We start from the raw sequence: 13,695 nt of genomic DNA, 5'->3' as shown, positions 1-13,695 counted from the left end.
GCGCACGGTGGGGCTCGGGTGAATCACTCGGGGAGCTCGGGTTGTAGATCGAGGCCTTCGCGCACGCGGCGGATGAACTCGCCGAACCACAGCCGGGGCACGGTCGCGGGGTCCTCGAGATCGACGCCAGGCGCCGTCGTGAGCCCGAGCTGCGACAGCTCGAGCACGCCGTCGGCGAAGCGATCGCGCAGCGCGGCCCGGCGATGGGGCTGCTCGTTGGTCTTGTACGGCAGCGGGGCGAAGTGCTCGGCGCCGAGCTCCGGCATGCCCAGCTCGGCGCGCCAGGTCAGCGCGCGCAGCTCGAAGTGCGAGGCGCCGAGACCTTCGGCCGGCCACACCCGATGCAGGCCCGCCTCGAGTTCGAGCAGGTTGCCGGCGAACTCGCCGCGCACGCGCACCAACACGCCGCGCCAGCCGGCGGCGGTGCGTGGGTCGTCGAGCTCGTGCCGGGCCTCGGCGAGGGTGTGGGGCGGGCCCCACGGCAGCGGCGGCCACGGGGGCGCGTGCTCGCCGGCGCGGTGGAGCGTGACCGTCCATCCCCGCGCGGTGCTCCATGCGTCGAGGCAGCGCAGCCAGAGCGCCAGCGCCTCGAGGTCGTCGAGCGCCGCGCCCACCAAGGTGATCGCGTCGCGGCGCTCACCCTCGAACATCGCATGGACGAACTCGACCTCGAAGCGCGCGTGCGCTTGCTCGGCCTCGACGACCAGCTCCTGCAGCGGCTCGCGCTCGGCTTCGGCGGCCAGCGCGAGGTCCTCGATGGTCTCGAGGGTCGCGACCGCGTCGCCGAGCCGGGACAGCACCACACGCGCGCGCTCGTGCTCGCGCAGCGCCGCCACCGTCGTCGCGTCGTGGCGGCTCGCACTGGCCAGCTCGGCGGTGAGGTACGCCATGCGTTGCTGCAGATCCTCGATCCGCGAGATCCGCAGTGCAGCCGCTGCGCTGCGTCGCAGACGCGCGATGCGATCGAGACCGCGTGATGCGGGGTTGGCCGCGGCGCCGCCACGGCCAGGCCCACGGATCCACGCGACCTGCAGCGGCGGTGCCGGCTCGATGTGCTGCGCCGCAACGCCAGCGAGCGCGGCCTCGAGATCGTCAGCGGCGATCACCACGCGTGCGCCGTCGGCCTCCGCACCCGCGAGCGAGAGCACGCGGGCCAGCGGCGCGACCAGGTGATCCTCCAAGTGGCGACGCAGGGCCCGCGCGCCGTAGGTCGGCGAGTAGCCGTCCTGCGCGAGCCGGGCCAGAGCCGGCTCGGTCACGACCAGATCGATGTCACGCTGGGTGAGCCCGCGTCGCTCGCGGATGCGCTGCAGCGACACCCGCGCCACCTCGGCGATCTCGCGGGCATCGAGCGATGCGAACGGGATCACGGCGTCGATGCGATTGACGAACTCGGGACGGAAGTGGCGATCGATCTGCGCGAGGTAGTAGGCGCGCTCGGCCTCACCGCGGGGGGCCACCGCCGCGCCGAAGCCGGGGCCGTCGCCGTGCGGGCGATGGCTGGCGCCGAGGTTGCTCGTCATGATGACGATGGTGTTCGCGAAGTGGGTGGTCTGCCCGCGCGCGTCGGTGAGTCGTCCCTCGCCGAGCACCTGCAGCAGCAGATCGAACACCGCGCGATGGGCCTTCTCGATCTCGTCGAGCAGCAGCACGCAGAAGGGCTGCTGTCGGACCCGCCGCGTGAGCTCGCCGTCCTCTCGGGTGGTGCCACGGATGAGCCGCTCGGCCGCCCACGGATCGGCATACTCGCTCATGTCGAAACGCACCATCCGACCCTCGGCGCCAAAGAGGATCCGCGCGAGCGTCTTGGCGACCTCGGTCTTGCCGACGCCGGTGGGGCCGACGAAGAGGAAGTTCGCCAACGGCTTGCCGGGCGGCTGCAGGCGGGCCTTGATCGTGCAGAGCGTATCGATGACGCGCTCGATCGCCTCGGGCTGCCCGATCACGCGGCGACGAAACTCCGCGGCGAGCGCGTCGCGGCGCATGCGTTCGTCGTCGCGCAGCAGAAACATCGGGATTCCCGTGCGCAGGCTGAAGGCCCGGTGCACGTCGTGCGTGCCGATGCGGTGCGGCGTGCCGTCGTCGTCGATGTCGTGCTGGTGGATCGCGCGCAGCTCCGCCCACAGGCGCACCGCGCTGCCGGGCAACGCACGCTCCGGCAGGTAGCGCTCGCACAGCTCGACCAGCGGTGCGATCGCAGCCTCGTCGAAGTGCGCGTGCGTTGGTTCGCGCCCGGCCACGAAGCGATCGTGCGCGAGCACGGCGTCGTGGCTGCGCGCGGCCGACAGCGGCGCGATGTCGACGCGGTGGAAGCACGACAGGATCGGTCCGTGCTGCTTCTCGAACTGCTCCAGCGCCGAGGCGGTGCACTCTCCGATGATGCGCACCCGACCCTCGACGATCGCCGAGCGCATGTTCGCCGCCAGGTCCTCGACGCCACCGCTCTTGCCCGCGAAGAGGTCGGCGAGGTTGTCGAAGTAGAGGACTGCGTCGAGCCGTTCGGCGGCGCGCATGACCTGCTGCACCCGCTGCGAGAGCTCGCCGAAGCCCGACTGACCGGCGACCAGGGCGGCGCCGGAGCTGGCGATGCAGCGGCCATTGCGGAACCGTTCGGCGTGCTGCAGCAGCATTGCGTCGAGCACGGCCGTCTTGCCCACCTGCGGTGGTCCGACCAGCACCACGCAGGTGCGCTCCTCACCCGCGAGCAGTGCGACGAGCCGCTGGATCTCGGGCTCGCGACCGACCACTGGCGGGAGCCCGCGCTCGATCGCGGCCAACCGATCGTCGCCGATGGTGCGCAGCAGCTCCTGCGCGACGTTGCGCTCGTGCCGGCCGGCGCGGTCGCGCCGTGCGGCAGCGCGACGTCCCGCATCGCCGATCTCGGGCCGCTCGACCTGCAGCGGCACGAAGACCAGCTGCTGCGAGCGGACCGGCAACAGCCGCCGGAAGCCCGCGTCGTCGAGCTCGCGTGCCGCCACGCGGCGCTCGACCTCCTCGACGACGCGCGCGCTCGTCGACTCGCCGGGCGCGACGTAGATCACCTCGCCGAGCGGCAGCACGTGCACCCAGGTCGCGGTGCCGTCGGGCACGCAGACGCAGGGGATCGCGAGATCGCCGTCGCTGTCGAAGCGCGGCGGCAGGTCTTCGCGCCGCAGCGCCACCGGGATTTCGAGCAGGGTGGTGGTGGGTGGGAACGCGAAGCCCGCGATCGCCTCGGCATCGACGCGCGCGAGGTGCTCGCGCAGGAAGAGGGTCTGCGTGGTGATGGCTTCCTCTCGGGTGCCCGCACGGCAGACCAGATCGGGGGCCCCGAGCGCGAACGCGTAGACCGTGCCCGAGGCGTGGGTGCGCACCACCAGCGGGAGCTCGAGATCGAGGATGACGGCCACGTCGCCCTTGCGATCGTAGGCCGAGCTTGCGGGATTGTCATGGCCGGCGTGCAGCCGGTACTAGCGCCCCCGGAGGTGGAGGTCGAGGAACTCGCGGACGTCGACGGCAGCGCGGAAGCCCTGGAGCTCGGCCGTCATCACGCCGTCCACGAACAACTGCAAGCGCGGGATGCCGCGGATGCCGAGCCGCTCGGCGAGCACGAACTCGTGCTCGGTGTCGACCAGCACCAGCTCGAACAGCGTGGGGCGTTCGCGGTGTAGCGACTCGAGCGTCGTCGTGAGCACCCGACACGGGCTGAACCATGTCGCGCCGAACAGTACGATCACGGGTCGCTGATGCGATCGTTCGAGCACGACCTGCTCGAAGGCGATGTGTGGCTCGTTGTTCACGGACTCGCCCCCTCGCGCTCGCAAGCTAGGGACGGGCGCCGACGCGACAACCCGCGAGCACGTCGATCGCGACGCGCAGGCTCTGCGCTCGGGCGTGGCCAGCGGTGGCCACTCGCGGCCGCAGTTGGCCGCAGTGGGCCGGCCGTTGCGGGGAAAGCAGCTCGTCCACGCGATGCTTCGCCGGCGGTGATGTTGGCACGACCGTCGCACTGCGACGCCGCCATGGACGGGCCTCCGACGCGCAGCGATTCCAGCCGAGTCCTCGAGCAGCTCGAGCTGTTGGGGGTCGACTCGGGCACGTTGACGCGGGCTGGTGTCGCGCGGCCAGAGGAACTCGCGCGACACTGGCGCGGCGAGCGGGCGCCGTGTGCGGGTCGCGCGACGTTGCGCTGCGTCGGCTGTGGGCTCGAGGCATCGCTGCAGTTCCGCTGCGAGGGGCACTGCGAGCGCTCGTGCGAGCACGCCGAGCGGGCCGCTTCGGCGCTGCTGCGGGCGATCCCGCGGGTGCCGGTGCGTCACTGGGTACTGTCGCTGCCCGGCGCCCTGCAGCTGGCCTCGGCGGTCGATCAGCGCTTCGTCGCGGCGCTGTGCCGCGAGTTCATCGCGCTGGTGTTCGAGTTCGTGCGCAGGCGCGTCGGCGCGCAGCACCCGGGGGGTGTCGAGTGCGGTGGTGCATCGCTGGTCCACCGCGCCGCGCGGGCGCTGGTGTTCGACGTGCATGTCCACGCGCTCGTGCTCGACGGCGGCTATGTCGTCGACGGTCGCGGCCCGCCGACGTTCATGCCGCTGGTCGACGAGCCGACCGCACAGGAGCTGGTGGAGCTCACCCGCGCCGTGCGCGAGCGACTGCTCGCGCGATGGCGGCGGCGCGGCAGCCCCGAGGACCGCGAGCTGTGGCGGCTCATGCTGGCGCAGTGGGCCGAGCTTGGGCCGGTCGCGACCACCGCGGTGCGGCGGGTGCGGATCGAGTCGGTGGGGCCGGCGACGCCGCGCAAGGTCGGGGTCGGTGCGCGGCGCGACGGCTTCGGCGTGCACGCGATGCGTCGCATCGAAGGTGAGTCCCGCACCGCACTCGCAACGCTGGCGCGATACCTCGTGCGGGCCCCAGTGTCGCTGCAATCGCTGTCACCGGGGCCGCGCGGCATTCTGCAGCGGCTGCCGCACGCCTTCGCCGACGGCACCACCCACGTCGAGTTCGCGCCCGAGGAGCTCGCGCGCCGCCTGGTCGCGCTCACGCCGGGACGGGCGATCCATCGCGTCTCGTACCACGGTGCGTTGGCCCCGGGGGCGGCGGCGAAGTGGCGCGGTAAGCCGCTGCAGCTCGCACTGGTGCGCGAGCCCGGGCCCGCGCCGATGCGGACCCGTCGCGCACGTGCGGGCTCGGTGCTCGCGGAGCCCGAGTGCACGCGCTGTGGCGAGCGCATGCGGGTGATCGCGCTCGAAGAACTCGCCGACGCACCGGTGTTCGACAGTGCGAGGCCAGCATGATCGAGCTGATAGAGTCGCCCGATGGACGCTCGTCCCGCGCTCGACGGCATTCGCGTGCTCGACTTCACCCAGAACCTGCCCGGCCCGTGGGCCACGCTGGTGCTGGCGTCGCTCGGGGCCGAGGTGATCAAGGTGGAGCCGCCCGCCGGTGACACCGCGCGGCTGACCCCGGAGCTGTTCGAGATCGTCAACGCCGGCAAGCGCAGCGTCATGCTCGACCTCAAGCGCGACGACGAGGTCGCGCGACTGCACGGACTGCTCGGCGAGGTCGATGTGGTCGTCGAGGGCTTTCGACCGGGCGTGATGACGCGGCTCGGCTGCGACGCGGCGCAGGTCCGCGCGCGGCATCCGCGGCTGGTGTACTGCTCGATCAGCGGCTACGGGCAGTCGGGCCCCCACGCCACGCACCCGGGGCACGACCTCAACTTCCAGGCACTGACGGGGGTCTGCGATCTCAGCCGCGATCGCGAACAGCACCCGCTCGGGGCTGCGCTCCCGATCGCCGACCTGTCGGCCGCGGCGACCGCGGTCTCGGCGATCCTCGCGGCATTGTTCGCACGCGAGCGTCATGGCGTGGGCGCCACGCTCGACGTCGCGATGGTCGACACGCTGCTGGCGTGGTCGCACGCGTGGGCCGACGGACTCACGCCCCGGGACACCCGGCTCTCCGAGACGCTCTCGCGTGTGGTCGGGCCACGTGCGGGCGCGGCGGGGCTCGCGGGCGCGGCCGCCGGACGGCTCTCGCGGTGGCTCGAGGGCCCCGGCGCGGCGGCGCGGGTCGACGCGTTCGGCCGCGGCCTGCGACGCACGGCGATCTACCGCCGGCTCGCGCGGCTGCGGCTCTACGCGCTGCCGCACTACGGCCTGTTCCGCACCCGCGACGATCGCTGGCTGTCGATCGCGATCGTCGACGAGGACAAGTTCTGGCGCGCGCTGTGCCGCGGGCTCGCGTTGCCGGCGGTTGCCGCGGTGCCGCTGCCGTTGCGCTTCGTCGGTGCGGCCGCGCTGCGGGCCATGGTGGCGCGGGCGGTACGTCGCGAGTCGCTGGCGCACTGGCTCGCGCATTTCGATCGCGAGCAGGTGCCGGTGGCACCGGTGCTGCGGATCGCCGACGCCCTCGCGGATCCGCAGCTGGCGTTCCGCACCGCCGGGGTCCTCTCCGGCGCGCCGGTCTCGTTGACGCATCGTCGGCTGGGCCCGGCGCCGCGGCTCGGTGAACACACCGTCGCGCTGCTGGGCGCGCGCGACTACTAACGTCGGGCGCGCGGGTCGACGTAGACGCTGGTCAGGGGCACGCCGTCGAGCGTGACGACGTGGGTCGGTGCGACCTCGCCGAGCTGCTCCCACAGCTGGTACTCCCACGTCGCCATGTGCAGCTCGTGGAAGACCAAGCCCGCCTGGGCGCGCGCGAGCGGGACGCTCTCGATGCCGGCGGGCCAGCGACCCTCGCGGCGGTACTGCAGCACCGCGAGTTCGTGGACGTCGTGCACGTAGAGCCGCCGCGCGCGGCCCAACCACGTCGGGAGCTCGGGTAGCTCGCGGGCGATCGCATGGCCCCAGAAGCCGCGACCGAGACCCAGCCGCGCGCCCCCGCGGGCGCCACCGACCACCGCACCGTACTGCGACATGCCGAAGGGATGGGCGTCGACGGTGGCGATGGCACCGGGCGCGAGACACAGCAGCAGCGCCAGCCACGGCCGCCACCGCGGCGCCTCGACGCGGCGCCACAGCGCGATCCAGGCCCGTGCGGCGAGCAGTGCGACGAAGGGGTAGGCGGTGATCCAGTGCTTGGTGCCGCCGAAGATCGGCGTGGTCGGCCACGCGATGAGCAGCAGCGGGAACAGGGCCATGATCAGCAGCAGCAACCCGTCACCGCGGGGCCAGCCCGGCGGCAGCGGAGTCGCGGCCGAGCCGACGGCCGCGGCCTCGGTGCCCGGCGCCGCCAGCTCGTTGCCCGGCGCCGCCAGCTCGTTGCCCGGCGCCGCCAGCTCGTCGCGCACCGAGACCACGGCGCCGGCGATCGCGAGCGCCACGATCACGCTCGGCACCGTCGCCAGCGTCATCACGAACGGATACGCGATCGGCATCGGCGGCTGGTTGTAGTTGGTGCCGAGGAATTCCATGTTGTAGTAGGCGTGCTGACGGTGGAAGGCGAAGTACTCGCCGATCCGCGCGACGGGCTCGGCCCACAGCCACGGCCACAGCAGCCACGCCACCAGCGGTCCGAGGATCGCCATCGACACCAGCGAAAGCGGCAGCCACTGACGCCAGCGCAGCACGTGACCGCGGCGTCGCGCGTGCAGCAACGTGACGGCGTGGTGCAGCGCCAGCAGCGGTCCGAGGAACAGCGCGTTGTGCTTGATCGCGATCGCGACCCCGAGCACGACGCCGGCCGCGATGCCCCAGCCGCGGCTGCGCTGGGCCGCGCGGTAGGCCAGCACGACCGCGAGCATCGCGACCGCGACCGGCACGTCGAACGCGTGCAGCTGGGCATGGAACGCGACGTGGGGCAGGAGTGCGAAGGCGCCGGCGGCGAGCAGGCCCGCCAGCACACCGCCCCACGCGGCCGCGGTCGCGAACAGCAACGCGACGCCCAGGCCTGCGAGCGCCTGCGCGGGCAGCCGCATCGCGGCACCCTCGGTCATGATCGGCCACATACCACCGTCGTCGCGGATGCCGTCCTCGGCGGTGCCGGGCTGGGGCGGCTGGGCAAACGCGAGCGCCGACACGCCGGCCAGCAGCTTGAGCAGGGCAGGGTGCTCGTGGTTGATGCGGAAGTAGCGGTCGCGCTCGGCGCGGGCGAGCGCCTTGCCAGGCTCGCGGACGACGTGGGCGGCCCACGCGGCGTACTGGCGGCTGGCCGCGAAGTAGATGCCCTCGTCGCGCACGTAGCCGACCTCGACCGACGCGCGCGCGAGCACGAGCGTGGTCAAGAGGCCCAGCAACGCGGCGATCCATAGCCGCCGTGTCCGTGGCAGCGCTGGGTTCGCGTCGCTCATCGGTTGCCCTCCAGCGCGCGCAGCTCCAGGCAGATGGTCCGCTGCGGCGTGACGTCGTAGCCGCGGGCGGTGAAGCTGCCCGACAACGCGGCGGTGACCGTGATCTCGAGCGCGTGCGGGCCGGGGGTGGTGGCGATCTCGAATGCGCGCCAGCCCTCGATGTCGGCGATGGTCGTGCGCCGCACGAGCTCGCCATCGATGCGAACGACCAGATCGATCGGTGCGTCGTTGCGCAGCCGCGCATTGTAGTCGCCAGCGCCGAGGTGCCCGCGCAGGCGGTCGCCCAGCGCCACGTCGGGCCAGCGCACGGTCACGGGGGTGCCGTCCTTCACGGTCATGCCCAGGCACGCGCGCGGGCGGTAGTCGATCTCGACGATGCGCGGGCCGACCTCGCCCTCGTCACAGCGCCCGCGATCGCGCCCGCGACAAGGCCCGGTGTCGGTCGCGATCTCGCGACCGATCGCGCTCGCGGTCAGGTCGTTGACGAGCCGCGCCGCGGGCTGCTCGTAGCGGGTCCACGTGAACGGTCCGACGTCGACGCGGGCCAGCGCGTGGGGGCGCGGCAGGCCCTCCAGCGCGACGTCGAGCGCGTCGGACCAGTCGCGTCCGAGCCCGATCACGTCGAAGCGCGCGACGCCGTGGAGGTCGGGGGCCATCAGCGCATCGGGCTCGCGCAGGGCCGGCACGTGCATGCGTGCGCTAGGCCCCAGCCACTCGTCGGCGAGCAAGAGGGGCACCGGCTCGTCGCGGGCGGCGATGGTGTCGGCGAGCTGCGACCACGCGGCGTCGTCGAGCGGGTCACGGGCGAACCACGCGGTCGCGACGGTCTCGAGCGCGGCAGCGCCGACGAGCACCCACGCCAGCCGATGCGCGCGCCCACGCGGGGCGGGCGTGGTGACACCGGGCGCGGCGGCGGCGGCGACGGGCGGGCTCGATGGGGTGCTCACGGGCCCTTGGGTGCGCCGAGGTCGAGGTCGAAGCCGAGCTCCGGCGGTGCGAGGCCATCGCTCTCGATGCGCACGCGCAGGTCGACGGTGGTGCCTGCGGCGGCGTCGGTCGGCAGGTCGAGCCACTGGCGTCCGGGCCCGTGCGGGACCTTGCGATCGAAGATCGTGATCCAGCCACCCTGGCCGTCGGAGAGCTCGATCACCAGGGTGTGGCGACCCTCGGGGCGCATCTTCGCGGCATCGTCGTCGAGCGCGAACCACCCGGTCAAACGCTCCGTCAGTGTGACGGCGGGGAACCGCACCTGCGTCGCGGGCCGCGTGGGCGCGGAGCCGTCGGGGCGCGGGCGCACCCGCGATGGCTGCAACAGCACCGCGGGGTGCACCAGCATGTCGGTCTTGAGTGGACCTGCGTGGGCGCCGTTGACCTCGGCGATTCCGTCGTCCACCCAGCCGATCGCCTGCGTGCGCTCGCGTTGGTGGCCACTGCGCACCTTCATCGCCCACGCCGCCACCGCCAGCACGGCGGCGGCGGCGACCATCCATGGGCGCAGCCACGGACGGCGCGGCGGGCCCTGCCGGGGGTTGCCACCACCGCCGGCGATCTCGAGCGCGAGGTCGATGCGATCGGCGAGATCGAAGCGACGCGAGCGTACTCGCAGCAACATCGTCACGGCCGCGGCGAGCAACGAGATCGCGAGCGCGAGCACATCCTTGCCGCCCCACACGCGGTAGCGCAGGGTCCACAGCCCGTCGCGCGCGGGCGCAGCGATGAGGGTGGGCTCGGTGCCGTCGTCGCCCTCGGCCTTGCCGCCCCGCAGCGCGCCGCTGCGCCGCTCGGCGATGGTGGCATCGGGCCCGTCGCCGACAGCGGGCGTCTCGACCCACGTGACCTCGCGGCCATCGTGCTCGAGCTGCCAGCGGGGGTAGCCGGCGATGTCGAACACCAGCCGCGTATCGGGTGCGGTGCCGGTCACGCGCAGCTGCACGATGCCGCGGCCGGGATCGTCCTGCAGGACCTCGAGTGCACCGGTGCCCAGCAGCCGCGCCGAGCCCTGCGGTGCCCAGCGCTTGCGCTCCCACAGCTTGAGCGCGCCGAAGCGTTCGACCACCACCGCGTCACGCACGCTGCCGCGGCGCGTGACCACGTAGCGCACGTCGAGCCGATCGAGCAGCGCCGGCGTGTCGGCCTCGGGCTTGTGCACGAAGTTGTCGCCGGGCGTGAAGCCGGCCTTGTACATCGGCACGCCGGTGCGCACCGGCATGTCCATGAACCAGTGGAGGTTGCGCGGCGCGGCGACCATCACCCGCCAGCGCACGTCGCCCTCTTCGCGGCGCTTGGCGTCGAGCCACTGCGCGAGTGCGGCGTAGTCGTCGGTGAGGCTGGGGTCCTCGGGGTCGTAGGCGACCTGCGGGGCCCCGACCGCCAGCTTCGACATCACCTCGGCGCTGTCGCGGACGCACCACGCCAGCATGCCGACGCCGACGAGACCGAGCGCGATGCCGGCGATGCGCGCAGGCCCGCCACGTCGCAGCCCGCCGAGCACGGCCCGCCACGCGAGCCCAATCGCTGCGCCCGCCGCCAGCAGCAGCCCCGGCTTGCACGCGATGAGGAAGCGCTGCCACTGCATCTGCCCGAACGCTGGCGAGACCAGATCGAGGCGCAGGTCCCACAGCGTGTCCTCGGCGGTCCACAGCCACAGCAGCACGCCGCACGCGGCGAATACACGCGCCGCCGGGTTGCCGAAGATCGCCACCGCCACCACGCCGACCGCGACCAGGCTCGACACCGCCATCGGCATGCCCTGGATGAGGTGGCCGCGCTGCGCCTGATCGACCATCCACGACAGCGGCTGCCACAGCCAGCCGTAGCTGACCATCCACATCCGCATGCCGCCCATCGGCCACACCCACCACGCCGCCAGGCCGAGCCCGAGCAGCAGGGCGATCGCGAAGGCGACCACGGTCGGCACCAAGCGCGCGCGCGTCCGCAGGCCGCTCGCGATCGCCAGCGGCACGCACAATGCGAGCACCACCAGCGTGATCGGGTGGGCCAGCAGCGCGCCGCCGAACGCGAGCGCGGCCCGCCCGATCGCGGCGGCGCGCGGCCGGGCGTCGTCGCAGTCGGCGGCCAGCATCGCCTCGCCCAGGCCCAGCCACGTCAGCGTGTTGGCGAGGGTCTGCGGCCACACGCCGTAGTCGACCGTGTAGATCCAACCACCCTCGCGGTAGGCCCCGGCGTCGCACAAGCACAGCAGCGCGGCCACCAGGCCCGGCAGCGGCCCGAGCCCGCACATGCGGCCCAGGCGGAGCAACGCCCATCCCTGGCTCACGAACACGACGGTGAAGCCGAGCGCATAGGCTTGGTGCCAGTCGAGCAGCCCGATCGAGCACACGCGCAGCAGCACCACCAGGGCGTCGCCGAGGATCGGATAGACCTCGCCGATCGGCGTGCCGAAGAACCACACCTCGCTCCAACCCCGCGGCGCGCCGTGGGCGAGCACGTCCGCCCAGGCCCAGATGCGCGTGAGGTGGACCGTGTGGTCCTTCGACAGCGGTGGGTGGCCCAGCGGGATCGGCCACAGCAGCCACAGGCCCACCAGCGTGACGAGCACGAAGCTCGCCACGCGCACCTGTCGATCGCGCGGGGACGGGGCGGGCGCACTCATGGGTGGGGTTCGCCGAGCAGGATCGTCCACGGCAGCGGCGTGCGTCGCTCGAGCACGCGCATGCGGGTGCTCGCGAGCGCCACGAACTCGCGCCGGCTGAAGTGCTGGATGTGGCCGGGCGTGTTGCCCAGGGCCCGGAGGTAGCGTCCGCGGGCGAGGTTCATCGCGCGCCATAGCGGCTCCCACGGCGCGCTGACGAGCACGCGGCGCCCCGCGACGCGCGTGAGCTCGGCCAGCCCGCGCGCAGGCTCGGCGATGTGCTCGAGTACCTCGCAACAGACCACGAGATCGAAGCTGTCGTCCTCGAACGGCAGCTCGTAGATCGAGGCCTGCACGCGCTCGATGCTGGGGTCGAGCCGCGGTGAGATGCGATCGAGCACCAGGTCGGAGGCCACGAAGCGCTTCGGCTGCGGCGCCGACGACCACAGCTGTTGTGCGAGCAAGCCCTCGCCGCAGCCGACCTCGAGCACGGTGCGTGCGCCGACGCTGCGGTACAGCCCGATGACCGCGTCGAGGAAGCCCCGCACCAGCGCGCGCGCGATCGGATTGCGGGTGCCGTACTTGTCGTAGTGATTGCCGACGATGTTGTCGACGCCGTCGGGGTCGCGGCCCCGTCCCTGCGCGGCGGTGCTCACGTGGCCTGCTCGCGGCGAGGGGAAGACGCGATCGCGTTCGCGGTCGCGGCCGCGTCGGGCAGCAGCGCCAGCGCGGTCGCGTCGGGCAGCCACGGTGCCGCCGCGGTCGACTCGATGCCCTCGGTGGCCGCTGCCGCGCGGCCCGGCGACTGGCCGTGGGCCTCGAGCCTTCGCACGCGCAGCAGCACCTCCTCGGTGAGTCGACGGTTGGTCGCCAGTAGATCACCGAGCAGTGCCATCAATGCCACGAGGATCGACAGCACGACCGCACCGACGCCGACCAACAGCGACTGCACGTGCCCGGAGTAGTCGGGATCCTGCACGTAGTAATAGAGGAAGCGCAGCCCGAGGCCACCGCCGACCAGGAACAACACCACCGCCAGGAACCCGAAGGTCTGCACCGGCCAGTAGAGGTTGTAGGCGCGCAGGATCACCGCGCCGTTGCGGCGCACGTACTCGAAGATCGAGCGGAACAGCCGCGACTCGCGGGCCTTGGCGTTGGTCTGGATCGCGACGTTCTCGATGGCCAGGCCCAGGTGCCCGGCCTGGATGATGGTCTCCAGCGTGTACGTGAAGCGGTTGTGCACGAAGATGCCGTAGGCCGCGCGTCGCGACAGCGCCCGGAAGCCGCTGGTCGAGTCCGCCACCGTGGTGCCCGATGCACGTCGCACCACCCGTGAGCCCCAGCGCTGCAGCACCCGCTTCACGAACGAGAAGTGCGCGATCGCGTCGGTGTTGCGATCGCCGATGGTGAGGTCGGCGCGCCCGGCCAGGATCGGCTCCACCAGCCGCGCGATGTCGCTGCCCTTGTATTGGTTGTCGGCGTCGGTGTTGACGATGATGTCGGCGCCGAGCCGCAGGCACGCGTCGAGCCCGGCCATGTGCGCGGCGGCCAGCCCACGGTTGCGGGGGAATCGCACGATGTGGTGGACGCCGAGCTCCCGCGCCAGCGCGCTGGTGCCGTCGCTGCTACCGTCATCGACCACGAGCACCTCGATGGCGCTCACGCCGGGGATGCTGCGCGGGAGATCGGCGAAGGTCTGCGCGAGCCACTCTCGCTCGTCGAGACACGGGATCTGGATGAACAGCCGCACGGGCGCTTCGCACCTTTGTACCACGGCGACCGCGACGCCCGCTCGACAAGCTCCCGTGCTTGCCGGCAAACTGGCGCGTGCTCGCAT

The 13,695-nt window shown here is 72.7% G+C and carries 9 protein-coding genes; 2 read left to right on the top strand and 7 right to left on the bottom strand.

Going from position 1 to position 13,695, the window contains the following annotated elements:
• Positions 1-23 precede the first annotated feature (23 nt).
• Together IPH07_19230 and IPH07_19225 are read right to left on the bottom strand one after the other, a co-directional pair.
• Positions 24-3,389 carry an ATP-dependent Clp protease ATP-binding subunit gene (locus IPH07_19230; protein MBK6919535.1) on the bottom strand — a complete coding sequence of 1,122 codons (3,366 nt, stop codon included), beginning with the start codon at positions 3,387-3,389 and terminating at the stop codon, positions 24-26.
• Between the two features lie 60 nt (positions 3,390-3,449).
• The gene (locus IPH07_19225) at positions 3,450-3,779 is read right to left on the bottom strand and encodes a hypothetical protein (GenBank protein MBK6919534.1); all 330 of its coding nucleotides are present in this window, start codon (positions 3,777-3,779) and stop codon (positions 3,450-3,452) included.
• Positions 3,780-4,001: 222 nt separating this feature from the next.
• Here IPH07_19225 and IPH07_19220 point away from each other — a divergent pair, with 222 nt between their 5' ends.
• The gene (locus tag IPH07_19220; GenBank protein MBK6919533.1) at positions 4,002-5,267 is read left to right on the top strand and encodes a transposase; all 1,266 of its coding nucleotides are present in this window, start codon (positions 4,002-4,004) and stop codon (positions 5,265-5,267) included.
• 21 nt (positions 5,268-5,288) lie between these two features.
• Positions 5,289-6,521: a CoA transferase gene (locus IPH07_19215; GenBank protein ID MBK6919532.1), complete on the top strand. Its 1,233-nt coding sequence runs from the start codon at positions 5,289-5,291 to the stop codon at positions 6,519-6,521.
• On the opposite strand, the gene IPH07_19210 is transcribed toward IPH07_19215, so the two are convergent.
• From IPH07_19210 to IPH07_19190, 5 genes are read right to left on the bottom strand one after another with little or no spacing between them, the layout of a single operon-like run.
• Positions 6,518-8,266, bottom strand: a complete 1,749-nt coding sequence (locus IPH07_19210) for a glycosyltransferase family 39 protein (GenBank protein MBK6919531.1) — start codon at positions 8,264-8,266, stop codon at positions 6,518-6,520. The genes IPH07_19215 and IPH07_19210 overlap by 4 nt on opposite strands.
• A complete protein-coding gene (locus tag IPH07_19205; GenBank protein ID MBK6919530.1) occupies positions 8,263-9,213 on the bottom strand; it encodes a hypothetical protein in 951 nt (316 codons plus the stop codon). The genes IPH07_19210 and IPH07_19205 overlap by 4 nt, the downstream gene beginning before the upstream one ends.
• On the bottom strand, positions 9,210-11,879 hold the full coding sequence (locus tag IPH07_19200) for a hypothetical protein (GenBank protein MBK6919529.1): 2,670 nt from the start codon (positions 11,877-11,879) through the stop codon (positions 9,210-9,212). The genes IPH07_19205 and IPH07_19200 overlap by 4 nt, the downstream gene beginning before the upstream one ends.
• Positions 11,876-12,514, bottom strand: coding sequence for a class I SAM-dependent methyltransferase (locus IPH07_19195; protein ID MBK6919528.1), 639 nt, complete (start codon positions 12,512-12,514; stop codon positions 11,876-11,878). Before IPH07_19195 ends, IPH07_19200 begins: the two co-directional genes overlap by 4 nt.
• Positions 12,511-13,695, bottom strand: coding sequence for a glycosyltransferase family 2 protein (locus tag IPH07_19190; protein MBK6919527.1), 1,185 nt, complete (start codon positions 13,693-13,695; stop codon positions 12,511-12,513). The genes IPH07_19195 and IPH07_19190 overlap by 4 nt, the downstream gene beginning before the upstream one ends.

The organism is Deltaproteobacteria bacterium, from assembly GCA_016709225.1.
In the GTDB taxonomy this organism is placed as follows: domain Bacteria; phylum Myxococcota_A; class Polyangia; order Nannocystales; family Nannocystaceae; genus Xiheibacterium; species Xiheibacterium phototrophicum.
The sequence above is the reverse complement of the archived record's forward strand: the minus strand, read 5'-3'. Positions and strand labels throughout refer to the sequence as shown.

What these genes read in the sequence shown, in the direction of transcription:
- IPH07_19210 (MBK6919531.1), bottom strand. Translation starts at nt 8,266, where the DNA reads ATGAGCGACGCGAACCCAGCGCTGCCACGGACACGGCGGCTATGGATC.
- IPH07_19190 (MBK6919527.1), bottom strand. Translation starts at nt 13,695, where the DNA reads ATGCGAGCACGCGCCAGTTTGCCGGCAAGCACGGGAGCTTGTCGAGCG.
- IPH07_19215 (MBK6919532.1), top strand. Translation starts at nt 5,289, where the DNA reads ATGGACGCTCGTCCCGCGCTCGACGGCATTCGCGTGCTCGACTTCACC.
- IPH07_19220 (MBK6919533.1), top strand. Translation starts at nt 4,002, where the DNA reads ATGGACGGGCCTCCGACGCGCAGCGATTCCAGCCGAGTCCTCGAGCAG.
- IPH07_19200 (MBK6919529.1), bottom strand. Translation starts at nt 11,879, where the DNA reads ATGAGTGCGCCCGCCCCGTCCCCGCGCGATCGACAGGTGCGCGTGGCG.